Here is a 26,265-nt window from a genome sequence, read left to right as displayed (position 1 = left end):
CGTTACGGCGTTAATCAACTAGCTGAGTGTAAAGTCGGGCAATAGTTGTGAAAAGTATCCCCCTTGCGCCGCATTTACCCCTAAGCGGGTTAACAACTGCAACTCTTGCTCTGTTTCTACACCGCTGGCAAACACCGCGAGATTGGCTAAATTAGCCGCATTGACAATTTTTTTAACATACCGTTGCTGTAAAGGGCGTCGTGCAATCGCATGCACTAAGTCGTAGGCTAGCTTTATTCCCGCCACCTGTGGGTAGTGCGCGAGCTGTAAAATATGTTCACTGCTTTGTACATCATCTATAATTATTTGATAATTAAATTGGCTCATTATGCTCAGCGGCACGGTTAAACGCTGTTGGTAGTTAAAAAAGTCTGCTTTATTAATACCAAATTGCAATTTATGCGCAGCGGTTAACTTACCTACATGCGCCGGCAGCCAATGCCAAAATACGTCGTTGAACCAGTTTTTAGGGTGTAAATTAATGCTGATCACCGCCGAGGCTGGATCAGTCAATAACAGCGTTTTTAACTTCATGATAATCGCTTGATCAAACAATAACGCATCTTCGCTGTTGTGAAGCTGGCTAATGCCGTAATTAGCAAGCAGTAAGTCATTCCCTGCCCCCCTTATTTTTACTAATACTTCATGTTGTAGAATATGACCACTGTTTAGCGCGACTAAAGGCTGAAAAAAAATCATAAACTTGTTGGCCTTAATGCTATCGATCAGCTGGCTATTTGACAAAGTGGTTACTTGGCTGGGTGTTAACGCAAGGCGATGACACGACAAGATTAAACTCTGCTGCGATAAAGCCAATGCCGATTTAGCCAATTGATACACCAACATTTGATCGGCGCCTGCACGGTAATTGCAAAGCCCTATTTTTACATCTTGCTGCGAGGTATGGCCTACCACGCTGTTATACACGGTAGCTGCGTTTTGCTGCAGCCGCTCTATATATTGCTCTAACTCGGTGGCGGGAATATGCCTCAGGGTAACTGTGGCGTTTGTTGCATTTAATACTTTAATCGATATATAAGCGAGCGCAGGAAAAGCGCGAGCCAAGTGCCGTTTAAAGCATACTTCAAATTCCGCGCTAACAACCCCCTGTGTAGGGTAGGCAATTAATGCAAAAATATCATAGTGACCCGTTGCGGCTTGCTTATATTGTGTTACTTCATCAGTAACGCCGCTGTTTACTGTGCCTAACAGTGTGGCTAACTCAGGTTGAGTGTGAGGTGATAACGTCATCGCTTTACACACAGGCTGCCAATAACGCGCCAGCCCATAAGCCAGCACTAAAATAATCAAGTTTAATAGTATAAATAGCTCACTACGTTGCACCCACAGTGGCCAGTAATACAGCGTCACATTGATAGTTTCATAGCTAAACATATGCTGCTGCATCGCGACAAAGGGGGTTAAATAAAACGGTAGATTTACAGCCGATAAGCTAAAGTTTTGCGCCGCGAGTAACTTAGTAACTGACGGGCTATCTTGCTGTGTGGTGAGTTGTAACTGGTATAGCTGCTCAGTCAGTTGCTGCCCCGATTGCAAAGTTTGCTGCTCTAGCCTATGACTTAAGCCACTATTTGCACTAAATAACACTAATAGCAGCAATACTAAGTAGAGCGCCTTAAAGCGATTGAAAAACTTCAGTTTCCCCTGTTGCATAACACTCTCACCGCTTAACTAATTAGTTAAAGTGTTGTTCAACATTCCCATTAGTACAAGGCTGTAATGAAATTTTAGCTGGGTGACGAAGCGAACGTTTTACCGCTTGCCCTGAGGGGAAACACCCTATAATTGCGCATCTGCCATTAAATGAATGAGTTACGACTCATTTCTTTCACGTACAATAAAACGGGCATCGGGCCCTGTCGCTGGTGCGCTGCTAATCGCTTGTAAAAACGCACGCAACGCGTGCTTTTCTGCAGCAGTTAACGATAGCGGCTGTAATATTTTTGAGGTTTGTGGCGAAAGCGGATCATTCGGATCTTTATTAAAGACAAAGCCTCCTGCATTATAAATATTTAAAATACCGGCAATAGAAGGAAACACGCCATTGTGCATCCATGGCTTGCTGTTCATCACATTACGAAGGCTAGGTGTTTTAAACTTACCCACATCATTTGGGTTTTTAGTGACGTTATAACGCCCTAAGTCTTCACGTTCCCGCTGATAATAAGTTAATCCCAAATTATGAAATTTATTATCTGAAAACAGCGCCCCCGAATGGCAATTAATACATCGCGCTTTGGTTCTAAATAAATGTAGTCCCCACAGTGCTTGATCACTCAGCTTTTGCTGTAGTTGCTGTTGTAACTTTTTATCCTTTGTTGTCCCCGCTTTCACAAAGTAATCAAACGCAGAATTGCGTGACACTATCGTACGTTGGTAGGTGGCAAGCGCCTGTGCAATTTGCTCAGCAGTAATGGGAGAACTGGCAAATACTTGGCGAAACTTTTTTTGATAGTCGGTATTTTTATTTAACCGTGCTTCCAGTTCAGTGAGGGTAAAATTCATTTCAACCGGATCTTCAACCGGCATCAGCGACTGCTGCTCTAAGCTTTGAGCGCGTCCATCCCAAAATAAAGACTGCCAAAAAGCGGCGTTTTCGATACTCGGAGCATTGCGCTTACCAGTTAACCTATCGTGGCCAAAAGACAGTTTACGCCCATCGGCCCAGCCTAAATCTCTATCGTGGCAACTGGCGCAGGCTACTTGGCCGGAGCGCGACAACTTAGGGTCATTAAATAATTGCTCGCCCAAACGCATTTTTGCCGTGCTATATGGGTTATCTTGCGGAAATGTAACCGCCGGTAACCTGGTTATTTCTGCAAACTCAATATCGGCGTCAAGGTGCGCTTTGGGCCACTGCGGTTGCGGCTTTAAGTATTGCTTACGTAAATCGCTAAAGTCGACTGGCTCAGCATGAGCTAAAGTGCTCCACACAGTCACTAAGAGTAAGGTATTTATAAAGATTAAGCGCATAAATGGGATTCTTTTTTGAGAGTAATAAATAGTCGGTTATGAAGTTAACGTGCCATTAAAACCAGTACTAAAGCAGCCACTAAAGCCGTAATTAAACAAACCAACAACGGCTTCGGGACTAATAATTAATATTTGCTCCAAGCCAAAAGCGGCGCCCCAATTCAATGCCGGTATTATACGGGCTAATTTGATAGGTGCGTTTATTTAACAGGTTTTCCGCTTCAAAGCTTAAGGTTAGTTGGTAATCATTAGCCACCAGCGTGGTGTATTTAACACTGCTATTTAACAGCCAAAATGCCGGCCGCTTTTCAATACGGTATACCGGGTATTCGCGACGGTTAGGTGCGCAGCCATCACAAATATTGCTCGCCTCTTTAAGCGATTTAGTTTTACCGGTCGCATAAATCGCATCTTGACCACCGTTGTAACGCGCATGAGCCGATAGCGTCCAATTGTCCCACTGCCCGCCCCAACTTAAGTTGGCAATAATGGGGCGATTAAAATCTTGTTTTTCGAGCGCCATATCATGGCGAGTCACTAAATAATAATTAGCGTTATTGGTACTGCTGGCAATGTCATAATGATCCGCGCGTAAAAACACTAACTCGTTATCATCATAAGAAAAATCCAGCACACTGTCGCCATTACCATCAAATGAGCGCGGATCCCCATCAAATTGCTCACGACTGGTGGTGTTACTGGCATGCGATAGATTAAATTCAACATGTTGATTAGCATAGGTTGCCATCCACGATAAGCTATAGCGCTGATAGCGACTGTGGCCTGAGTTGGCTCCCAATAAGATAGCCTCGCCCGCCTCGTTAGTGCTTTTCACGCGGTTAATCGCATCATGTTGTTCACGGTAGAGCCACTTTAGCTCTAGTGTTCCGCCCAATAATTGATGGCGATAAGCAGCCGATAGTTCATCACTATATGGCGTTTTTAAATCCGTATATACATAACGATAACCACGATTACTGAGCTGTGCTTGCCATTGCTGTGGCTGTTGTTGATAAGTGGCTCGTACTTCAGTATAGCTAGGCTGCATTGCTTGGTTTAACTTATAACTCATAGAGTCGTTGGCGTAATAGCGGTTAGCGCCGAGTACGATTTTACCTTGCTCGGCAAACACCGACACGCTACCGCGCATTCGCGGCGCTAAGTTATGGTTGTTTAAAAAGTCGTTATAATCGTAGCGAATGCCTAAGTTAAGGGTGTAATTTTGCCATGCAAATTCGTTTTCGACATAGGCCGCCAACTGATTTAGTTCTGCATGCGTAGTTGCTTTAGGGGTGACTTGGCGGTACTGAAAATACTGCCCCGTTACGGCAAAGTTATTTTGATAAATTAAAAAGTCATCGGGGTTAGATAAATCCAGCGAATGACCTAATTGCGCCTCTAATTCCGCCACTGATTGATACAACTGAGTTTCGATACAATCGAGTGCATAACCCGCGCATTCTATTTGTGGTGCCGCAATCGCCCCGTTATAAACAATAGCGTCTTCGAGACGATCAAACGTAGCATTGTGCTGCGCTAACTCATAGCCAAAGGAAAAGGTATTATCGGCATCTAGCCAGGGGCGGCTGGCCAGTTCAAAATCTTGTTTTAAACTAACTGTTTGTTGACGCTTTTCTATATCACCATAGCCGCCCTCTAAACTGGTAATAGAGCCATCAATATCGCCCCAGTCTTTACCCGGTATATTTAACCATGCATAACGAATTGAGCTGGTATTTTTACTATTGCGGCTAGTGTTATAGCCTAACTGCGTTTTAATATAGGCCCAGTTTCTATCGGCTTGCCACGTAAGCGAGAGGTTATTACCTCCTCCGGCAATGCTGTAATCACTATTTTTCGCATTCACATCAAAATAATCGCCTTCATACGGGGCAAAGAGCAGGCTTAATGAAATATCATCGTTCGCCGTGGCCGCGTAATCAAATTTAACGAGCCCGTTATAGTTGCTTTGTTGTTGCAGTCGCGTTTGCCCTAGCTGCTGAAGGCTTTCTTGTGATTGCATATACTGAAATTGACCAATAAACCCCAGCTTATCGGTGAGCGGCGTAGCAAGGTAGCTGCTGAAGTCACGCTTATTAAAAATTGCATTATTCAGTTCGTTTTCACCATTAAAATCGGGGGCATAAAATTTATGGTATGTAACCCAATCATCACTGGTTTGCCGATAATTAATGCCAAATTGCAGCTGATTACCTGCTTTTCGCGTTTCGGCTTTCACCATTCCACCAGAGAAATTACCGTATTTTGCCGGAATATTGCTGTCGTAGACTTCTAAATGATCAATTAAATCTAAATTTAAAAACACCGCTTGCGTGTGCCCACTGACATCTTGCAGTAAGTTTTTATCCACATTGGCGCTGCCGTTATTAAGATTGGAATTATTTGATAAGCCATCAATTAAATACCCTGTGGCATTACCTTGTGTGCCGGCAAGCGACACTTCTGCGGGCTTAATATTACTGATCTGCTCCGCCGCATAAGCCGTTTCACCATATTGCACGCCGGGTAAAACCCCTAGCACATCATTTAAGTTACCATTACCAAAACGATAATCGCGCAGCATTTTTCTATCTAGGGTGTACACCCCTTGGCTACTCACCGAAATCGGGTTGGGTCGCTGCCCTGTAACTTCAATCACTTCAATATTTTGCTGACACTGCTTCGCGTTAGTTGCGCATTGTTGGTAGTGACTGCTTTCAATCAGCTTAATAGCCGTGTCATCCGCTGTTGTGCTAGTGGTAAGGTGCGCCGCCAATACGGCGGGCGCGAACCCAGTAGATATAAGCCCTGTGAGTGTAATATAGTGCATTTAATGTCGGTTCGGGTTTAGTGGAAACGCATCGCTGTCGTCGTTGACACCGTCATTGTCGCTGTCTAAGTCTAATTCTATCCCTGAATTAGCAATCATTGCAGCGCTGGCATGCGCGGCATAAAAATTCGCTTTACCATCGTTATCGGTATCGACACTGGCAACGTCTGAGCCAATAAACGCATCATAACGGCTCAAGTATGCGATTACCTCGGTGGCGATAGCGTCTGCTTCTACCACACCTAATGCGGGGTGATTTTTTAATTGGTAGGCACTGTCAAACATTGCTAACTCTAGGTATTGTTTAGCAAACGCTGGGTAATAGCGAACTTGCAACTGTAATGCAGCATTTTCTAGGCGTGCTAAATTCCAAGCAATCAGCTCGGCCCAATTGTTTTTAGCGACAGCTATCAATGCACTGTACTCGGCTTTAGTGCCTGCTACGCGCAATAATTGCTGTAGGTACTGCTGATAGTGAACCTTAGCAAACCGCGTGCTTGCAAAAAACTGCTGGGTTATTGCAAAGCGCTCTGCCGGTTGCACGCGCTCTTCTGCCTGCTTGATCAGCTCTATGTATTGCGCATAATAATGATTGGCTAATGCAAACTGGCTATTTAAAGCAACGGCACTGGCTAGTTTTCCGGTATCGTTTATTTGTTGTATTAACGCGTGCTCTGCATAACTGGCGATCGCTTGCTGCGCGGTATTAATTAACGGCGCCGCTGCGTCTAGTTGCCCTAAGGCCTGGTGATAAGCTATCAGGTCAATGTTGGCATCAACAATGTCAGCTGGAAAAACAGTTACCCCATCGGCGTGCTGATAGTGAGTTAATACTATCTCACGGCATGTTTGCAGCGTCGTAGCAGCTTGGCTGCGATACTTTTCGTCTTGGCTGATGTCGATAATGGTTAATAGCTGGTCTAGCGCTAATTGACAGCCCGTAGCACCACTAACAAAAACAGGGTTGCTAATATTTTGCGCTAAATAATCGGCTGAGCTTAACAGTTCAATCCCTGCAGCAATAAACTTAGCCGCTGCATCAAACTTGCCCAACTCAATATACACAGCTGCGGCTCCAGGTGTACGAGCATTAAACGCCACCAGCTGCGTAAACAGTGCGCGTAAATTATTAGCATCACCGCTGGCTAACACGCGCTGTAAACTGCCCTCTATATCTGCAGAATTACGTACCTGTGCTAATAGCTGAGCATCGCTGGCTTTGTTTTTCGCTAAAGTATAGTGGATGCTCTCTGGCGCAAACGCCGTTAAAAAATGCGTTTCAATATCAAGCTCTGGATACAACTGCACAAAATAGCCAGCGCTATTGATCAAACCGTACGGGTATTCAACTTGCGTCACTGCAGCATAATTATTAGCGCTACGTGGATAGGCTGGATCAAGGTTTACTATGCCATATAAAGCAAATATATCGGCTAATGCTGACTTCGCTTTTTGCGGCACATTTAACGTTAGGTAGTTCGCCACAACATTACCAAGCGCCGCTTGGCGTGAACTAAAGTAGGCTTTACCTTGATTGCCATGTTTATTATTTTTTACGTAGCTATAACCTATCATATTGGCATAGCGATAAAGTCTGTCGCTCATCGCAAGCGCATAGTCGTAGTCGGCTTGGCTGCGAGATTGGCGCCAGCTCTCAATGACCTCAGCCACACGATCACGGTAACCAAAAAATAACTTTAACGCTTGGGTTGTTTGCTCATCACCTAGTGCTGCGCTAAATAACACATCGAGAATATTAAAGCTCTCACTAGCCAACGCCGATTCACCCGCTTGTAAGTAAGATAACGCTAAATCATTATAAAAACGCTGATCCTCGCTGTTAAAGGCACTGATCCCTTTAGCTGCCACATACTCAGAGTAAATATTTTTTGCAGTTAAGCGCAGCGTATTTGCCTGCTCGTGTTTACCTTGTTTGCTATATACACTGGCTATGGCTAATAACGCATTAGCGCGAATATTATTGCGCGCGATGTTTTCAATCGTTGTTAGCCGAGTTACTTGATTGTATAGCCCAGCCTGAGCGTAACCTATCGCCAATGATGCGTTAATGCTGCTTAAATTAATATCATCTTGTAAGCCAACGGCTAACTGCTCGGCGTGTTTTAAGTGCGATTGCTCACTGGCGTAATAGTAATAAGCACGGTCCGCATTGGTCGATAAATTAGTGGTAAGCGTTAATCGCTTACTGACCACTGCACCATTGCCATCTGTTACCGTTAGTTCAAAGCTATCAGCTTGGTTTTCTAGGCGCGTACTTTGATAACTAAGTTCACCATTATCAGCATCAAGTAACAATGTGCCATGCTCGGCAGCAACCGAAATTCTATAGCTCAGCGTATCATTATCAACATCGGTTACCGTGACTTTGCCCCGCTTAATTTCGCCGCCACTAACCAGCACCGTATCACCATGAATAACCGGTGCATCATTGATGGCGACCACCGTCACCAGTACGTTCGCGGTAGTCAGATTTTCACCATCTGATACCGCTATTTGAAAGCTGTCGGTGCCATTGAAATTGGCTTGAGGGGTATAACTAATATGGCCGTTATTTGCATTAACCGTGACGGCGCCATTGGCCGCCGCATTGGCTAAATAAAAGCTAATAGCATCGTGCTCTGCATCCGATGCTGTCACCATTAAGCTGGCAACACTGTCTTCATTAACACTGATTGCATAATTGGCTTGCGAAAAAACAGGGGCTGAGTTTGCGCCACCACCAGAGCCACACCCAGTTAGAGTGAGTGCCACTGTGCTTATTACTAAAGCTAAAAGTTTATACGCCATGCCTATTTCTCAAATAACAACTTGATACGCATAGTAATGCAAACCATTATCATTGGCAATTAATTTATTAACCAAAATCCAGTTTAAGTGAGCTATTCACGCTACTTTACAACTGTGATCACCTACCTCACTGCACACGGTAAATACTGAGGAGGGTATAAAACAAAAAACCCAGCATTTAGCTGGGTTTTAACATTTTTATCTACAGTTATTAATTAACTATGATCTAGAACGGGATGTCGTCGTCAAAATCTATGGTAGGTTCCATTGGATTAGACGCGCCGCCTTGTGGCGCACTTGGCGGCTTAGGTGCAAACCCACCTTGCTGTTGCGGCGCATTATTTTGCTGCGGCGCAAAGCCACCTTGTGGCTGCTGGTATTGGTTATTCGTAGGCGCGGCTGGCGCTGACTGTTGCTGTGGTGCATAACCGCCTTGCTGTGGGCTATTTTGCGCTGGGTTGTTTTGGTACCCACCACTTTGCTGACCGCCCTGTGCTTGATTACCTTGGTAACCGCCACCTTGTTGACCGCCTTGCGATTGATTACCTTGATAACCACCACCTTGCTGATCGCCACCACGGCTACCTAACATTTGCATTTGACCGGTAAAACCATCTACCACGATTTCAGTGGTGTATTTTTCTTGGCCTTGTTGGTCGGTCCATTTACGTGTTTGCAATTTACCTTCTACGTAAATTTGTGACCCTTTACGACAATATTCACCAACAATTTCAGCTAATTTGCCAAAAAATACCACACGGTGCCACTCAGTTTTATCAACCATTTGGCCAGTGTTTTTGTCTTTATAGCTATCAGAAGTTGCTAAGGTAATATTTGCTACGCCATTACCATTAGGCATGTAACGTACTTCAGGATCTTGTCCTAAGTTACCCACCAAAATTACTTTGTTCACACCGCGTGCCATGGAACTATCTCCTATAAACGTTAGATTAAACCAGCCACTTTACGCGCTTGGTCTAGGTCAAATTCTTTATCATTAATCTTTAAGTAGCTGCGGCTTTCATCGCGCACTACGGTTGCCTCAATTACGCCGGGTAAAGCAACTAACCGAGAAGCCAAAGTTTGGGCTTGCTCTTCTGAATCTAATTGGGTCATTAAACTAATAACTTTACTTTTGGGTGGAACTTGCATGTTCCACGCAACAATAAGCCATAATAACCCAACAAGGGCTGCTGCCGCAAATACAGCGTGTGCACTTGTGGTTTGCGCTATATAACCGCCCAGTATGCCCCCTAAAAAAGCCCCAAAAAATTGGCTCGACGAAAAGCCCCCCATTGCAGAGCCCTTTTGACTCGCGGGTGCAATACGTGAAACCAATGCCGGCATCGTGGCTTCTAAAAAGTTAAATGCCACAAAGTACAGCAGCATACACACCGCCATTACCACTAAGCTATTTACCCAAATAGACATGGCGAACATACTCAAGGTAAGTAACAGCACAGAGCCTATAAATGCTTGCTTTTCTTTCTCTTTTTTAATGGCCACAATCATAATGGGCACCATTAATATAAACGCTAATAGTAATACGGGTATATATACATACCAATGCTGATCAGCCGCTAAACCGCTGTTAATTAATTGGCTTGGCAACACCACAAAAATAGTGGTTAAGGTTAAATGCAGCAATAGCACTCCCGCATTTAAGCGTGATAACTGCGGATCTTTAATTAACTTTTTAATGTCGCTAAAGCTTGCCAGCGTATCGCCTTTCGGCGCTTTACTTATGGCGTTGGGCACTAACATAGTGACGATAAAGATACCCACAAGCGCTAACACGGCGGTGAGCCAAAACACTCCAGATACGCCCCATGACGCGGCGACTATCGGTCCCAGCAACATAGCCAAGGCAAAGCTCATCCCGATGCTCATGCCAATAACGGCCATCACTTTGGGTCGCTGTTCATCACGACTTAAATCGGATGCAAAGGCTAATAGCGCACTGGCTATGGCCCCCATACCTTGTAGCGCTCGCCCCACTGTAACCATTTGAATTGAATCGGCTAATGCGGCAACCACTGAACCCAAGGCAAACACCAGTAAGCCACCTACAATCACTTTTTTACGGCCTATTTTATCAGACAGCCGCCCCATCGGAATTTGCAGTACCGCTTGGGTTAAACCATAAGCGCCAATAGCAAAGCCTATCCAAATCGGGGAAAAGCCTGCCAACGATTGACCATAAATTGCTAATACAGGCATCAGCATAAATAAGCCAAGCATTCTAAATGCAAACACACTCGCTAACGATACGGCAGCGCGTTTTTCTCGTGAATTAAGTGAAGATGCGGTCATTATTCAAATGATCTTACTGAGTAAAAAAATTAGACCGCGATTCTACCATAAGCTTAGCAATAATTAATCGCCTATAACTAAGGATTTTTCATTGATCAAGGATTAATCTTACTGCGTATTATGCGATACTGAACAAATAATTTTGGCAATAAACGAGATAGCATGGAAAACATTGAAGTCCGAGGCGCACGCACGCACAATTTAAAAGACATCAGCCTAACCATCCCACGTGATAAGCTCATTGTTATCACTGGCCTATCTGGTTCGGGAAAGTCTTCGCTGGCATTTGATACTTTGTATGCAGAGGGACAGCGTCGTTATGTAGAATCACTGTCTGCGTACGCAAGACAGTTTTTATCATTAATGGAAAAGCCTGATGTGGATCACATTGAAGGACTTTCTCCTGCTATTTCTATTGAACAAAAGTCGACCTCGCATAACCCACGCTCAACCGTGGGCACGATTACCGAAATTTACGACTATTTACGTCTTATGTTTGCCCGTGTGGGTGAACCCCGCTGCCCTACTCACGATTTACCGCTGGCGGCACAAACCATCAGCCAAATGGTCGATACCGTGTTAGCACTGCCTGAGGGCAGTAGACTAATGTTGCTTGCTCCAGTCATCAAAGACCGTAAAGGCGAGCACGTTAAGCTACTTGAGCAGCTAGCAAGCCAAGGTTACATTCGTGCCCGTATTGATGGCGAAGTCTGCGACTTATCCGATCCTCCGCCGCTAGATCTGCATAAAAAACATACCATTGAAGTGGTGGTCGATCGCTTTAAAGTAAAAGAGGGGCAACAACAGCGCCTAGCCGAGTCATTTGAAGCGGCATTAGAAATGTCGGGCGGCGTTGCCAATATTGCTTATATGGATGATAGCAGCGCAGAAGAAATGCTGTTTTCAGCTAATTTTGCTTGCCCCACCTGTGGCTATGCCATGACCGAGTTAGAGCCTCGGCTGTTTTCGTTTAACAACCCCGCGGGGGCTTGTCAAAGCTGTGACGGTTTAGGTGTACGACAATATTTTGATCCGAATCGTGTTGTGCAAAACCCCGAGCTCAGCTTAGCAGGCGGTGCCATTAAAGGCTGGGATAAACGCAGCTTTTATTATTACCAAATGCTGCAAGCCGTTGCTGAGCATTACAATTTTGATTTAGATGTGCCCTTTCAAAGCCTTGAGCCCGCAGTGCAGCAAGTGATTTTAGAAGGCTCCGCCGGCACAAAAATAGCGTTTAGTTACCGCAACGACCGCGGCGACTTAATTACTCGTAATCACGAGTTTGAAGGGGTACTGAATAATATGTACCGCCGCTATCGTGAAACCGAGTCTAACTCGGTGCGTGAAGAGCTGGCTAAATATCAAACCAGCCAAGCCTGTCCAAGTTGTCATGGCTCGCGTTTACGCCAAGAGTCGCGTCACGTATTTATTGGCCAAACCAACTTACCTACCATTACCCATATGAGTATTGGTGAAGCCATGGACTTTTTTGCCGGGTTAAAACTAACCGGCCAAAAAGGGCAAATTGCGGAAAAAATATTAAAAGAAATTCGCGATCGTTTATCGTTTTTAATCAATGTGGGTTTAAATTACCTGTCGCTTGAAAGAAGCGCCGATACCCTTTCCGGCGGTGAAGCACAGCGTATTCGCCTTGCTAGCCAAATTGGCGCTGGCCTAGTGGGGGTCATGTACGTATTAGATGAACCATCAATTGGTTTGCATCAACGCGATAACGACCGCTTGCTAAAAACCTTAGTGCATTTACGCGATTTAGGTAACACCGTTATTGTGGTTGAGCACGATGAAGATGCTATTCGCGCTGCGGATCATATTATTGATATTGGCCCGGGTGCCGGTGTGCATGGCGGGCATATTATTGCCCAAGGTACTAGAGACGACATTTTAGCCTGCGATGACTCAGTTACGGGGCAGTTTTTATCGGGAGTGCGTAAAATTGAAATCCCGCAACAGCGTCACCCCACAAACGATAAGTGGCTGGAGTTGTTTGGTGCGACCGGTAATAATTTAAAAAATGTGGATCTAAAAATTCCATTTGGCTTATTAACCTGTGTCACTGGTGTGTCGGGCTCAGGGAAATCGACCCTGATCAACGATACCTTATTTAAACTGGCACACACCGAACTAAATGGCGCCACCACCGCCGAAGCGGCGCCGTATAAATCGATCGCAGGTTTAGAGCACTTTGATAAAGTGATCGACATTGATCAAAGCCCAATTGGCCGTACACCACGCTCTAACCCCGCCACCTATACCGGTATTTTTACTGGCATTCGAGAGCTATTTGCGGGTACGCAAGAGTCGCGGTCACGCGGTTATAAAGTAGGTCGCTTTAGCTTTAATGTGAAAGGTGGGCGCTGTGAAGCCTGCCAAGGCGATGGCGTAATTAAAGTAGAAATGCACTTTTTACCCGATGTATACGTGCCCTGTGATGTCTGTAAAGGTGCCCGCTATAATCGCGAGACGCTTGAAGTACAGTACAAAGGTAAAAATATTCACCAAGTACTCGAAATGACTGTGGAAGACGCGCACGATTACTTTGATAAAATACCGGCCATTGCACGTAAACTAAAAACCTTAATGGATGTTGGTTTATCGTACATACGCTTAGGGCAAGCCGCCACTACGCTTTCGGGCGGTGAGGCACAACGGGTTAAACTAGCCCGCGAGCTGTCAAAACGCGATACCGGTAAAACCCTGTATATACTTGATGAACCAACAACCGGTTTACACTTTGCCGATATAGAGCAATTACTGGTGGTGTTACATCGCCTGCGCGATCACGGCAATACAATTGTGGTTATTGAGCATAACCTCGACGTCATAAAAACCGCCGATTGGGTGATTGATTTAGGGCCTGAAGGAGGCGCCGGTGGCGGTGAAATACTGATTGCCGGCACGCCAGAGGCAGTGTCTGAATGTGAGCGTTCACATACTGGCCATTACCTTAAACCGCTCCTTTGAGCTCACGTTGCCTTTAATGGCAACAAGCTAAAAACAAAAATGCCGCTTTATAAATAAAGCGGCATTTTTTTTGTTATTAATTGCAAATTGCTATAAATCTTAGCCGCGCGGAATAAATCCGAGTGCGTCGTATACGGCCTTTAAGGTGCCCTCAGCTTGGCTGCTGGCTTTGTCTGCACCGCGTTTCATGATGTTATCAAGCAGGGTTTGATCTTCTCTGATCTGCTTAAAGCGAGCCTGAATTGGCTCTATCATCGCCACTACCGCATCTGCGGTGTCTTTTTTCAGATGACCATACATTTTGTCTTCGTATTCTGGTACTAAGTCTGCAATTGGGCGCTCTGTTGCCACACTTAACAGAGTCAGTAAGTTTGATACTCCGGGCTTTTCTGCACGGTCAAAGTAAATGCGTGCTTGCTCGTCTGAATCGGTAACCGCTTTTTTCAGCTTTTTCTCAATTTTTTTCGGCTCGTCTAACATCATAATAAAACCATTTAGGTTTTCATCTGATTTAGACATCTTTTTCAATGGATCTTGCAGGCTCATTACTCGAGCACCAAACTCAGGAATATACGCTTGCGGTATTTTAAACACGTCGCCGTAAAGATTATTAAAGCGCGTAGCGATATCGCGGGTTAATTCAAGATGCTGTTTTTGGTCTTCACCCACCGGCACTTGCTCAGCTTGATACAACAGAATATCTGCCGCTTGTAACACCGGGTAAGCAAATAAGCCCACGTTAATATTATGCGCGTGGGTAGCTGACTTATCTTTAAACTGGGTCATGCGGTTAAGCTCGCCCATTTGTGCATAACAATTTAATACCCATGCCAGTTGCGCATGCTCTGGCACTTGCGATTGCACAAACAGCGCGGCTTTTTCTGGGTCTATGCCACAGGCCGTATAAAGGGCTACGCCATCAAGCACCCGTGAGCGCAGTAGCGCAGGATCTTGGCGAACAGTAATGGCATGCAAATCGGCCAACATAAAGTAGCTATCATAGTCTTCCTGTAACTTTAGCCACTGGTTAATAGCGCCAACATAGTTGCCTATTGTCATACCACCGGTTGGCTGAACGCCACTTAAAACTACTGGTTTACTCATGATTTTCCTTTATTTGCTTAATTAACAGCACTTAGCGCTGTGTAAGAACGGGTATTATAGCTAAGAAATTATCGCATAGGTACTGCGGATTATAGTCCTCGAGGTTTTCACCTTGGTTATAACCATAGCTAAGCGCAATAACATCAATATTAGCTGCTTGGGCCGCCAATATATCGCTTTTTGAGTCGCCAATCATCACCGCTTTGCTGGGGGGGATATTTAATTTATCGCAGGCAAATAATAACGGCTCTGGAGACGGCTTTTTCGCCATATCATCGCCACATATTATCACCTCAAAGTGACTGGTTAGCGCTAATTTATCGAGTAATTTTTCGGTAAAAATGCGCGCCTTATTGGTGATCAACGCTTTTGGCATACTGCGCAGTGCTGCCAGCCCCGTTTCAACATGTTGATATAACACACTGTATTCGCCAACTTGTTGTTCATAGTGTTGATAAAATAAAGCAATCGCTTGGTTACTCAACGCTTCATCTAAATGCTCACTAATATCCATATCGCCACTGAGCGCCCGCTTTACTAACACTTCAATACCGTTCCCTACCCAGCTTTCAACTAAGCGCTGGCTGACGATGGGAAACGCTAAATCGCTTAAAGTGAGGTTAAGTGCGATATATAAATCGTAAACGCTATCAACTAAAGTACCATCTAAATCAAACAGAGCTACATCGTACTTCATTATTTTACCGTTCCTAATTGCTCACGCATTTGCTCTATCACGGCTTGATAATCGGGCTGATTGAAAATAGCAGAGCCAGCAACAAACATATCGGCTCCCGCCGCTGCAGCCGCTGCAATATTATCGACTTTAATACCGCCATCGACTTCTAACCGGATACTACGACCCGATTCTACAATACGTTGTTTTGCTTGGCGTAGTTTTTCTAAAGTGTGAGGAATAAAGCTTTGCCCACCAAAGCCTGGATTAACCGACATAATTAAAATAACATCGATTTTATCCATCACATGGTCAAGAAAACTCAAGCTAGTGCCCGGATTAAACACTAATCCGGCTTGGCAACCCTGATCTTTTATTAATTGTAGGGTACGGTCAATGTGCTCACTGGCTTCTGGGTGAAAGGTAATAATGGATGCCCCCGCTTCGGCAAACTGTGGAATTAAACTATCAACCGGTTTTACCATTAAATGCACATCGATTGGTGCCGTAATACCATAGTTACGCAGTGCTTTACACACCATAGGACCAACGGTTAGGTTGGGTACATAGTGGTTATCCATGACATCAAAGTGAACTACGTCGGCCCCCGCCGCTAGGACGTTATCAACATCTTCACCGAGTTTGGCAAAGTCCGCCGATAAAATTGAAGGGGCAATTAAGTATTTTTGTGCTGGGTTCAACATAGCTAATCCGTCAATGAATATTGTAGGGCGTTAATGTAACTTAATTAATAACGTTACCCAAGTGATCTCAGTAAAAAATAATCCGCTGAAAAAAACGCTAAGCTGAAGTTAACTCTCTATATTTTATGGCATTTAGTCGTTTACCATGAAATTTATGTTTATTATTTAAACAGCCTTTGTTATGCTTGAAACAGGAACAAACTATTGGGTTATATCATGCGAGCTGTTAAAACAGGGATATTAATTGCGTCGGTATTATTGCTGGTTATAGGGCTAAAGCCGACATCACATTCGCAACCCACCACGGGCGCACTTAACGCCTGTACGCAGCAACAGCAAACTGTGACTGCAGAAGCAAGCACAAATAACTGCTATAAAACCGCAGCAGATTCCTCTTGGCTAGCCTGGTTTACCGGCGATAGCCGCAGCGCTCAGTTTCATTATTTAGATTTTTTAGAGTTACTGACTGGCTCCGCCGATGCAAAACAGCCCCCCTCATTAAAACCGATTTTTTAACGTGCGCCATTTTTTTGCGGCGTTACAAAGTGTGCTTGCCGCATTTTTTGGCGTGCAATCGGAACATAAACGCCAAAGCGACTTTAAACAACACTCGCCGCGAGTCATTATCAGCTTAGCTGTGATTCTCTTTGTGGTGTTTATTAGCGCAATTTACGCTGTGGTTGTGGCGGTGCTAAATACATAGCCATTAGTTCGTTCACTTTATTACGCGACCCGCCCTTGGGACTAATGGTGCGTTTTACCTGAATTTGCTCAAGCGTGGCTTGACTATAAATTTTTCGCGTCCATACCGTATCATGGTTAGAAATAAGCACTGGGGTATGATTTTCAAAAGCCGCCTGCTCTGCCAGATTAGCCAAATTTGCCTGATCATCTAAATTAAAGCCGCCTTTGGCGTATGAAGTAAACGAGGCGGTTTTGCTTAACGGCACATACGGTGGATCACAATATATTACCGAGTTTTTCGGCACCAGTTTAAATATGTCGTCGTAATCTAAGCAAGTAAACGTGGCTCGCTGTGCTTTCTCGGCAAAGTAGTGCATTTCTTTTTCAGGAAAGTAAGGCTTTTTATATTTGCCAAATGGCACATTAAAAATACCTTTTAAATTGTAACGACAGAGACCGTTATAACCATGGCGGTTCATATACAAAAACAACATGGCGCGTTCGTATATATCGCTACTTTGATTAAACTGCACCCGGTATTGGTAATAGGCGTCGGGGTGGTTATTTAAATCGACAAACAACTTTTTAGCATCACTAATAAACTCATCTGGCGCGTTTTTAAGCTCTTTGTATAAGTTAATTAAATCGGCATTAATATCATTCAGAATATAGTGTTTAAAGTCGCTATTTAAAAACACTGAGCCGGCACCAACAAAAGGTTCAACTAAAGTGTCAGCCTGCTGACTGGCTTGCTTTAAGCGCGCATTAATATCTTCAACTAGGCTGTATTTTCCGCCAGCCCATTTAAGGAAGGCTCTACTCTTTTGTTGCATTGGCTCTTTACTTCAATTTGGTGTTGCGCGATTTTACACTAAAGCCAGTAAGTTTACTGATCTACGAGTGCAATTTCTTGTTTTATTTTGCTTATTTTTTTATAGAACGGCTTATTTTTCTTTACCTCTGGCGGCAAACTTTGCATCGCTAATTTGGCTTCATTTATATTCGCAAAACTGCCTATGGTAACGACCCACCAGGTATTATTATTCCTGATGGTTTGATAGCTATGCGCCAATGTTTGCAACTGATGCTGGCTAATAAATTCATCTTTAATCTGTGGTTGGCTAATCGCTAACAATTGAATAACCATATTATTTTCTGGCTGTTGTAAATACCAAGCATTACCTTGTAAGTGCGGGGTGGCTGCAGTGGCCTTATTTTCGCGATCGCTTGGTATTGCGTCATCAAGCACATGCGGCGGCGCTGGCATAGCTGAGTCACTTGGTTGGGGTACAGCGGTTACAGTCAAACTTTGCATAATCGCTGCGATATCCTGTTGAGGTAATGCCTGAGCAGTATCGGCTTGAGTAATCGCTTGCGCTTCATTTTGCTGTGTTTGCAGACTCATTTGCGGAGGAAGCGCGTCGCTGGTTAGTTGTGTTACCGGAATCGCGGTAGTCAGCACATTTTGCTGTTGCTGCTGATAGTATTGTTGCCACCACTGAGTCATATCCGATTTATATAATAAACCGATTATCAACAGCATAATAAGCAGTAATAACACCACTAATTGCACGCGCCACGTTACTGTATCTTTAGCAGTAGTATCAGCTACATGTTCGTTGGGCTGCCATGATAATAACAAACTGGGATTGCCCTGTGCCGCTGTTAGAAAAGCCTGAAAAACCGGATCTTCATCATAAGGCAAGGTGCTAAAGTAGCCGCGCATTAGTTGTTTACTTTCAGCCAGACTGAGTGGCTCTAAATGAATATTCACAGCGGCGCTGAGCGGTAATTTAGATTGCGCCGCAAGCATAATATACAAGGTACCAGGGGAATTTTTAGCCAGTAACTCTAACTCGTGCAAAAATTCAGTCGATAAATGGCGTCCGCCATCTAATACCCATAAACACGGTCCACAGGGTTGTTGTTGGAATAATTGGTAAAAGTTTTCTGCTAGGGTGAGGTTGTGGTCAATTAAGGGGGCATTAAAGCTTTGCTCTAATAGCTCGGTCATTAATTGTACATCACTCATTTGCGCGCTGACTTGCACTAACGCTTTATTAAAATCGTTATACTTATCAGTAATAAAGGTTTCAAGCAGGTAGCTTTTACCTAGGCCAGAAGTACCAAGCACTACAATGAGGTTTTGTCCGTATTCAAATTGCAGTGCGATTCTATCCACCAAAGCCGCACGGCTTGGTAAAATTTGTGGCTGCATTATTGCTCGATTAACGCTCGAACTTGATCATCTGTCACATCGTCCACCAATGCACACTGACCAAATTGGGTAGGGAGAATAAAACGTATGGTGCCTTTTTTATTCTTTTTATCTTTACGCATATGCAGCAAAAATTGCTCACTGGTCATTTGCGGTGGAATTGCGGTTGGTAAATTATACTGCGCAATCAATTGTGTAATGCGAGCAACGTCGTCGCTGCTTAAATCGCCACGGCTTTGCGCCAGCTTTGCAGCCAACACCATACCGGTAGCAACCGCTTCACCATGTAACCAAACACCGTAACCCATCTGCGCTTCAATTGCGTGGGCGAAGGTATGCCCTAAATTTAATAAAGCACGCAAGCCTTGCTCTTTTTCGTCTTGAGCAACAATCAGTGCTTTAATTTCACAGCATCGATAAATAACATGCTGTAAACAGGCTTCATCAAGTTGTTGTAAACTTAAAATATGTTGCTCTAAATAAGCAAATAATTCGGTATCGTAAATTAATCCATATTTAATCACTTCAGCCATACCGGCCGCAAACTCACGCACGGGTAAGGTATGCAGTGACTGAGTATCAATAAAAACGGCTTGTGGCTGATAAAAAGCCCCAATCATGTTTTTACCTAACGGATGATTTACCGCGGTTTTTCCGCCTACCGACGAGTCAACTTGCGATAATAACGTGGTCGGGATTTGAATAAAGGGAATACCGCGCTGATAACACGCTGCAACAAAACCGGTTAAATCCCCTACAACACCGCCACCGAGTGCAATTAAGCAGGTGTCACGGCCGCAATTATTTTCCAGTAAAAAAGCGGAAATTTGCTCAAACCATGCCAGCGATTTGTATTGCTCGCCATCGGGAATGATAAAGTGTAGCGGATTAAGCGGTGCTAACTGGGCTAATAAGCGCTCTAAATACAGAGGCGCAATAGTCTCGTTAGTAATGATGACAGGCCGACAATCACCAATGTGGTGAGCTAGACGGCCATTATCTTGAAGTGCAGATTGACCAATATAAATAGGATAACTTCGCTCGTCTAAATTAACAGTTAATTCAAGCATGCTTAGTCATTCCTTAAATATTAGTAATTAAAAATCCAATTTCTCGATGATTTGGTTGGCAACAACTTTTGCGCTTTGCTCATCGGTGCGTACAATAAAATCAGCCACTTCTTTGTATAACGGTTCGCGTTCTTCTGCTAAACGTTCTAATACATCACGAGGTGCTTCTTCTGTTTGCAGTAATGGGCGACGCTTGTCGCGTTGTGTGCGTGCAACTTGCTTTTCTATTGGTGTCTCTAGGTATACGACGATACCACGAGCCGAAAGCTTGTTTCTAACTTCTTTACTCATTACTGAACCACCACCGGTTGCAAGTACAATACCCTGCATTTCGGTTAGATCGCCAATAACAGATTCTTCACGAAGTCTAAAGCCTTCTTCACCTTCAAGATCAAACACCCAGGCAATATCTGCACCGGTACGGCGTTCGATTTCTTGATCAGAATCAACAAATTCAAGGTGTAATTGGTCAGCGATGTGACGACCAATCGTACTTTTGCCAGCCCCCATGGGGCCAACTAGAAATATATTACGTTTCTCAGCCATATCTTTTAGTACAAACGAACTCTAAAATTTGAAATAAAACCCCGCCTAACGACCTGGCCCCAAAATTAAGGAGAGGATTATCTCAGTAATCGGTCAGGTATTTCAAGTCAATTAGCATAAAAAGCCACATAACGAGCAATTAATCTAAATAATCATCCATTAGTTAACATTTAAGCAATTTATTTTAGGGAGTGTTTACTTTTCATGGTTAATATTTGTGCAAGCCATTGTCATTTTAATCACATTACTAAGTGCTTTAGCATAGCGATACTATGTAAAGTTTAAGCAATAAACAGTAAAACAACGTTAGCGTACACCCGAATGGCAGCTCATGTTTGGCTTATAGCTGCAATCGCATATTTACTGCAAACAACCTCACTGCAAAACGCTGCTAGGTAAACCAAGCAGCGCCAGTAACGTTCATTGCTCTATATGCACACGCTCTAATCTATTTGTATTTTCGGTGTGACGAAAATCAGCAGTTCACGTTTTTCATTAAACTCACTGGTGCTTTTAAATAGCCTTCCAACATAAGGAATATCGCCCAATAAAGGCACCTTTTTGGTCGAGTTAATTATTTGCTGTTGGAAAATACCACCTAAAACAACTGTTTGACCATTTTCTACCAACACCTGAGTTTCAATTTGTTGTGTATCAATTGCAACCGCAGGGCCGGTTCCGGTCTGCACTGTATCACCTCGAGTATCCTGGGTGATAATTAAATTCAAAATAACTTTGTTATCAGGTGTTATATGGGGTGTTACTTCTAAACTCAACACCGCTTTTTTAAAGCTTACCGTGGTGGCACCACTTGACGCTGATTCCACATAAGGTATCTCGGTACCTTGTTCAATACGCGCTTTTTGCTGATTAGCTGCCGTAATACGTGGACTGGCAATGATCTCGCCTTTGTTTTCTTCTTCCAACGCCGTTAATTCAAGGTCAATTAATGTGCCATTGGCCAACTTGGCGATATGCATGCCGATACTAGCCGATGGATTAGCCACAGGCAAGTTTACATTTAAGCGATCAGATAAACTAGGAATAACACCATTTGAAATAGTTTCGGCGCCTTCAAGTGTCCCCGACACGCCATCGCTCCCTTGCTGATCACTAAAGCCCCAGCGTACCCCTAAATCTTCGGTAACATTGTCGCGCACCGTAACCATACGGGCTTCAATGACCACCTGTTTTACTGGAATATCAAGGGTTTCAACCATACGACGCACACTTTCAATGCTTTTTGCAGTATCTTTAATTAACAAGGTATTAGTGCGCTGGTCAACCGATACACTGCCTCTAGGGGTAATGATACTGTTAGTATCGGTTTTTAGTAAATCGGCAAAATCTTCTGCTTTGGCGTAATTTAAGCGAATGTATTCACTATATAACGGTTCTAAATCTTCTACTTGCTGCTTCGCTTTCAGCTCTTTGGCCTCACGAGCCGCCAACTCCTCTGAGGGTGCCACCATTAAAATGGAGCCATCCATACGTTTATCAAGGCCTTTTATTCGCAATACCACATCTAGCGCCTGATCCCACGGCACACCATCTAAACGCAGGGTAATATTTCCCGTTACCGAGTCACTGGTGACTAAGTTAAAGTCGTTGTAGCCAGCAATAATCTGCAGCACAGCACGTACTGAAATATCTTGAAAATTCAACGTCATCGGGCGACCTTGATATTCTTTGCCACCATCTAAATAGGCGTTTTGTGTGTCATCTTTTTCAACACTTAAGGTAAAGATATTATCAATTTGCTGATAGGTATAAGTAAACGCTTTATTAGGCTCAATAACCACGCGGCTTAAGTTCGGTTCTTTAAACGTTTCGATACTGCTCACCACAGTGCCAAAATCAAGTACATCTAATTCATAAAGCAGATCATCTAAAATATCGGTATGATGAAACTCAGCGATAATTTTGCCACCACTCTCATGTACTTCAATGGCCGCTTGGGTGTCTTGCAAAAACACTAAAACTTTAGCTTCCCCTTTTTCCCCACGACGAAAGTCAATCGATTGAATACGATTAATATAATTACCGCTAATATCCGCTGCGCTATCCGTTGCCATTGCAGTGTTTTCGGTTAATGGGTTATCGGAAATACGTAATGATACTAAGTTGTTACTGACCTCAGTTTGATAAATTTTTAAGCGTTCAAGATTTACCGATACTTTTAACCCCTGATCGGTCATAACACTGGTCACGTTATTTATGCCCGCCTGATTAACCGTTACATTGGCTAAGCCTTGCTCGAAATTAGCCTCTGAAAACAGCATTTCTATCCGCGCTGGGCTATTAAATACTTGAATATGAGGTTGCTGTGCTAGCTCTTCATCAAAGACCAATTGTAGCTCGGTTTCGCCTTTTAATAAGGGGTTATAACGCACGTCATATAGCAGCGGCTCAGCCACGGCTGCTTTGCTCACTAATAGCGCAAAAACCACTAATAATGCTGACAATACACGATGATGCGATGCTACATCCTTATACATATGAGTATTACCTTTTTTGTTATTAATTTGCGCCATCAATTGCCGCCTCTAACATTTCCAACTTAGTCTGGCGCTCTTTCCAACACCCTGACCCATCGGGGATTAATTCAATTAACTCAATATAGTCGCTATTGACCTGACTTACTCTGCCATCGTAGGTGCCTAAATAACTCCCCACGGTGACTCTGTGTAACGTCGCATCGGTGGCGGTAATAAGGGCCCACGTTTGTCCATTTGACCCTATTGTGCCTTTCATAGCTAAGTTATCTAACGGATACTTTTCTAAAGGCTGTCGCACCCGTTGTGGATCGGGGTGCAAACAATTTTTAACCTGCGTTAAGTTATTTTGTATAATTTCAGGTTGCGGCGCCACAAATGGGCTACGCAAATTCGCAGCACTATAAGCAAAATATTCAAACTCTATTAACTCAGGTATTTTTTCAACTTTAGGCGTTGTACTTGCTTTTACCTGATCGATAAACTCTTTTTGCTCTGAAGTATCATCATTACAGCCATTTAACAACAATGCCATGAGCACAACTAAAGGGAATTTTTTCATTGCTTAACTCCCTCTTCATAGCGATATGTTTTTGCCACCACACTGAATGTTAGCTGCTTTTCTCCTGATGATAAAATAGAAAAGTCATGTAAACTTACAATTCGCGGTAATTGCGCTACTTTTCCTACAAACTGGCCAAATTCATGGTAGCTGCCAACCACTTCTATTTTAATCGGTAATTCGGTGTAAAACTCTTTTTTTACTTCAGGTAACCAGCCTATCTTTAAAAACGTTAAGCCACTAGTGGTACCTACATACGAAAGGTCATCTAATAAGCCAGGCGTTTCATTTGAGGTAGGTAAGCGTTTTAACAACTGCGAAAACTTATCTTCCATATCACTCATTTGTTGGCGATAAATATCAAGTTTGCTCGCTACTGTGTACTTAGTGCGGTATGTTGTGCGTAACTCAACTTCTTTCGCTACGGCATAATGATAGCTGTCAATTTCATCCGAAACTAAAAAACTAAAACTAAAAAATAACACTAATCCCGCAACCAGTGTGCAACAAATCGCTTTAACAATAACCGGCCATTCGCCAATGTTATCAAGTTCTATTTCATTCCAATCAATCTCTGTAAGCGCTTTAAAATCAAGGTTCATTGCGCACCTCGCCAATTTTATCGAATGGTTTTACATAAAATTCCATATTAAAATCACTCAATAAACGCGAGGACTTATCGCCAGCGACTATGCCTTGCATAATGGGGCGTTCTAGTAGGTAAGAGCCCTGCACCTCTCGAAGCAAAGTAGACAGGCGGTTATTAGACTCACTTTTACCCAGTACATGAATTTGACTTCCGCGGCGCTCTAGCTTAGTTAAATACACACCGGCAGGGACAATTTTTGCAACTTCATCCATAATTTGGGTGCCTAAATTTCGACTACTTTGTAAGTCTTCAATTAAGCGCATACGTTGCTGTAAGTTTTCTTTTTTCTTATCCAGCTCTCTTATTTCACTAATCTGTTTATCTAACAAGGTGATTTCTGAACTGAGGTAATTATTTTTTATATTTTGCCCTTGTTTCAATGCGCTATAAAACGAGCTTAGTAAGTACATGCTTAAAAAACACAGGGCAACAACCACTATCAAGATGGTGATGAATTTCTTTTTTGACTCTTCACGCTGTTGTTCACGCCAAGGCAATAAATTTATATGTGGCATGATGAAAAGCTCCTTAATGCCAGTCCTGTTGCGATAGCAAATTGGGTGCGATGGCGTTGCAATACATTACGGTCAACTTTAGGAGAAATTTCCATATTTACAAATGGCTCAACCACCACAGCATGGATGCCTAATTCTTCTATTAGCAATCTATCAAGGCCATTGAGCATTGCGGTGCCGCCAGTAAGCACTATGTAGTCTAGCTGTTCTTTGCCTGTGGTAGTTAAAAACATTTGTACCGCACGGCGTACTTGTTGTAATAACGCGGTTTGAAAAGGGGCGAGTACTTCAAAGGTATAATTTGGCGGTAAGTCACCGGTCGTCTTACCAATTTCAGCTTCATCAAAGCCTTTATTATAATAAGCCACAATGCTATTGGTATACTGATCGCCACCAAACACTTGGTCTCGGGTATAGATGGTTTCGCCCGCCTGTACCACACTGACAAGTGTTAAAACTGCGCCTATATCTATAATGGCGACACTTTTATTAAAGGCATCACTGGGTAATTGCTGATAATACACATCCATGGTGCGGCTCAAGGCATAGCTTTCAACATCAACCACTTTTGCCTCTAAATTAGCAGCTTCTAATGCCCCTACTCGCGCTTCAACACTTTCCGTTCGAGCAGCTGAAAGTAGTACATTCATCTTGCTGGGATCGGCCGAGTTAGTCGATAACTTTTCAAAATCGAGATTAACTTCATCTAATGGGTAAGGAATTAAGCTGTCGGCTTCAATTTCAATTTGTGACTCAAGTTCAGCGTCACTTAAGGAAACATCCATGAAAATAACTTTGGTAATCACCGTTTGTCCAGAAATAGCCACCGCTGCTGCTTTTATCGATTTAGGTAGCTTGCGCTTTAACTTGGTTATTACATTGCCAATCGCTTCAATATCTTGAATTGTACGCTCACTCATGGCACCTTTTGGCATAGGCTCAATGGCAAGTGCTTCTAGTCGAAGTCCTGAGTCTGTTTCACTTAACAGTACCGCTTTGATAGAGTGTGAACCTATATCAATGCCGACCATCATAGTTGATGGCTTTTTAAATAGTTGACTTAGCATGTTGCAACTTTGCCTTTGTTTTAATAATAAACAAGTTATAATTCTTAT

At 43.5% G+C, this 26,265-nt stretch carries 22 protein-coding genes; 4 read left to right on the top strand and 18 right to left on the bottom strand.

Annotated elements, in window-relative coordinates; all coding sequences use genetic code 11:
* Positions 1–18: 18 nt before the first annotated feature.
* From ABYB02_RS00455 to ABYB02_RS00430, 6 genes are all read right to left on the bottom strand, one after another.
* A complete protein-coding gene (locus ABYB02_RS00455; protein ID WP_372759938.1) occupies positions 19–1,674 on the bottom strand; it encodes an EAL domain-containing protein in 1,656 nt (551 codons plus the stop codon).
* Between the two features lie 159 nt (positions 1,675–1,833).
* Positions 1,834–2,994 (bottom strand): cytochrome-c peroxidase, encoded by a 1,161-nt coding sequence (locus tag ABYB02_RS00450; protein WP_372759936.1) that lies wholly within the window; start codon positions 2,992–2,994, stop codon positions 1,834–1,836.
* 118 nt (positions 2,995–3,112) lie between these two features.
* Positions 3,113–5,824, bottom strand: a complete 2,712-nt coding sequence (locus ABYB02_RS00445; RefSeq protein WP_372759934.1) for a TonB-dependent receptor plug domain-containing protein — start codon at positions 5,822–5,824, stop codon at positions 3,113–3,115.
* On the bottom strand, positions 5,825–8,632 hold the full coding sequence (locus ABYB02_RS00440) for a cadherin-like domain-containing protein (protein WP_372759932.1): 2,808 nt from the start codon (positions 8,630–8,632) through the stop codon (positions 5,825–5,827).
* A 226-nt stretch (positions 8,633–8,858) separates the two neighbouring features.
* Complete coding sequence (gene ssb, locus ABYB02_RS00435) at positions 8,859–9,557, bottom strand: single-stranded DNA-binding protein (RefSeq protein WP_372759930.1); 699 nt, start codon at positions 9,555–9,557, stop codon at positions 8,859–8,861.
* 20 nt (positions 9,558–9,577) lie between these two features.
* The gene (locus tag ABYB02_RS00430; protein WP_372759928.1) at positions 9,578–10,945 is read right to left on the bottom strand and encodes an MFS transporter; all 1,368 of its coding nucleotides are present in this window, start codon (positions 10,943–10,945) and stop codon (positions 9,578–9,580) included.
* 162 nt (positions 10,946–11,107) lie between these two features.
* Here ABYB02_RS00430 and uvrA point away from each other — a divergent pair, with 162 nt between their 5' ends.
* Positions 11,108–13,927, top strand: a complete 2,820-nt coding sequence (gene uvrA, locus ABYB02_RS00425) for an excinuclease ABC subunit UvrA (RefSeq protein WP_372759926.1) — start codon at positions 11,108–11,110, stop codon at positions 13,925–13,927.
* Positions 13,928–14,026: 99 nt separating this feature from the next.
* Here uvrA and trpS read toward each other — a convergent pair whose 3' ends face one another.
* From trpS to rpe, 3 genes are read right to left on the bottom strand one after another with little or no spacing between them, the layout of a single operon-like run.
* A complete protein-coding gene (trpS, locus tag ABYB02_RS00420; RefSeq protein ID WP_372759924.1) occupies positions 14,027–15,031 on the bottom strand; it encodes a tryptophan--tRNA ligase in 1,005 nt (334 codons plus the stop codon).
* A gap of 31 nt (positions 15,032–15,062) precedes the next feature.
* A complete protein-coding gene (locus tag ABYB02_RS00415; RefSeq protein WP_372759922.1) occupies positions 15,063–15,728 on the bottom strand; it encodes a phosphoglycolate phosphatase in 666 nt (221 codons plus the stop codon).
* Positions 15,728–16,411, bottom strand: a complete 684-nt coding sequence (rpe, locus tag ABYB02_RS00410; protein WP_372759920.1) for a ribulose-phosphate 3-epimerase — start codon at positions 16,409–16,411, stop codon at positions 15,728–15,730. The genes ABYB02_RS00415 and rpe overlap by 1 nt, the downstream gene beginning before the upstream one ends.
* Before the next feature lie 216 nt (positions 16,412–16,627).
* Between rpe and ABYB02_RS00405 the strand changes: the two genes are divergently transcribed.
* Positions 16,628–16,927 carry a hypothetical protein gene (locus tag ABYB02_RS00405; protein WP_372759918.1) on the top strand — a complete coding sequence of 100 codons (300 nt, stop codon included), beginning with the start codon at positions 16,628–16,630 and terminating at the stop codon, positions 16,925–16,927.
* A gap of 1 nt (position 16,928) precedes the next feature.
* Positions 16,929–17,114 carry a DUF2970 domain-containing protein gene (locus ABYB02_RS00400; RefSeq protein WP_372759916.1) on the top strand — a complete coding sequence of 62 codons (186 nt, stop codon included), beginning with the start codon at positions 16,929–16,931 and terminating at the stop codon, positions 17,112–17,114.
* On the opposite strand, the gene ABYB02_RS00395 is transcribed toward ABYB02_RS00400, so the two are convergent.
* The 4 genes from ABYB02_RS00395 to aroK are packed head-to-tail and all read right to left on the bottom strand — an operon-like array spanning position 17,071 to position 20,929.
* On the bottom strand, positions 17,071–17,928 hold the full coding sequence (locus ABYB02_RS00395) for a Dam family site-specific DNA-(adenine-N6)-methyltransferase (protein ID WP_372759914.1): 858 nt from the start codon (positions 17,926–17,928) through the stop codon (positions 17,071–17,073). The genes ABYB02_RS00400 and ABYB02_RS00395 overlap by 44 nt on opposite strands.
* A gap of 53 nt (positions 17,929–17,981) precedes the next feature.
* Positions 17,982–19,313, bottom strand: coding sequence for an AAA family ATPase (locus ABYB02_RS00390; protein WP_372759912.1), 1,332 nt, complete (start codon positions 19,311–19,313; stop codon positions 17,982–17,984).
* Complete coding sequence (aroB, locus tag ABYB02_RS00385) at positions 19,313–20,383, bottom strand: 3-dehydroquinate synthase (RefSeq protein WP_372759910.1); 1,071 nt, start codon at positions 20,381–20,383, stop codon at positions 19,313–19,315. Before aroB ends, ABYB02_RS00390 begins: the two co-directional genes overlap by 1 nt.
* 27 nt (positions 20,384–20,410) lie before the next feature.
* Positions 20,411–20,929, bottom strand: a complete 519-nt coding sequence (aroK, locus tag ABYB02_RS00380) for a shikimate kinase AroK (RefSeq protein WP_372759908.1) — start codon at positions 20,927–20,929, stop codon at positions 20,411–20,413.
* Between the two features lie 346 nt (positions 20,930–21,275).
* Between aroK and ABYB02_RS00375 the strand changes: the two genes are divergently transcribed.
* A complete protein-coding gene (locus tag ABYB02_RS00375; RefSeq protein ID WP_372759954.1) occupies positions 21,276–21,398 on the top strand; it encodes a hypothetical protein in 123 nt (40 codons plus the stop codon).
* Here the strand turns inward: ABYB02_RS00375 and ABYB02_RS00370 are convergent.
* Genes ABYB02_RS00370 through ABYB02_RS00350 form a run of 5 tightly spaced genes read right to left on the bottom strand, consistent with a single transcriptional unit; the run spans position 21,373 to position 26,217 of the window.
* Positions 21,373–23,463 carry a type IV pilus secretin PilQ gene (locus ABYB02_RS00370; protein WP_372759906.1) on the bottom strand — a complete coding sequence of 697 codons (2,091 nt, stop codon included), beginning with the start codon at positions 23,461–23,463 and terminating at the stop codon, positions 21,373–21,375. The two genes, ABYB02_RS00375 and ABYB02_RS00370, sit on opposite strands and share 26 nt — an antisense overlap.
* The gene (locus tag ABYB02_RS00365) at positions 23,450–23,986 is read right to left on the bottom strand and encodes a pilus assembly protein PilP (RefSeq protein WP_372759904.1); all 537 of its coding nucleotides are present in this window, start codon (positions 23,984–23,986) and stop codon (positions 23,450–23,452) included. The genes ABYB02_RS00370 and ABYB02_RS00365 overlap by 14 nt, the downstream gene beginning before the upstream one ends.
* The gene (locus ABYB02_RS00360) at positions 23,983–24,588 is read right to left on the bottom strand and encodes a type 4a pilus biogenesis protein PilO (RefSeq protein WP_372759901.1); all 606 of its coding nucleotides are present in this window, start codon (positions 24,586–24,588) and stop codon (positions 23,983–23,985) included. Before ABYB02_RS00360 ends, ABYB02_RS00365 begins: the two co-directional genes overlap by 4 nt.
* Positions 24,578–25,150, bottom strand: coding sequence for a PilN domain-containing protein (locus ABYB02_RS00355; protein WP_372759899.1), 573 nt, complete (start codon positions 25,148–25,150; stop codon positions 24,578–24,580). The genes ABYB02_RS00360 and ABYB02_RS00355 overlap by 11 nt, the downstream gene beginning before the upstream one ends.
* The gene (locus tag ABYB02_RS00350) at positions 25,138–26,217 is read right to left on the bottom strand and encodes a pilus assembly protein PilM (protein WP_372759897.1); all 1,080 of its coding nucleotides are present in this window, start codon (positions 26,215–26,217) and stop codon (positions 25,138–25,140) included. Before ABYB02_RS00350 ends, ABYB02_RS00355 begins: the two co-directional genes overlap by 13 nt.
* Positions 26,218–26,265: the final 48 nt, after the last annotated feature.

Source organism: Pseudoalteromonas sp., from assembly GCF_041613455.1.
Classification (GTDB): domain Bacteria; phylum Pseudomonadota; class Gammaproteobacteria; order Enterobacterales; family Alteromonadaceae; genus Pseudoalteromonas.
Note: the sequence above shows the minus strand (reverse complement) of the source record. Positions and strands in the feature narration are given on the sequence as shown.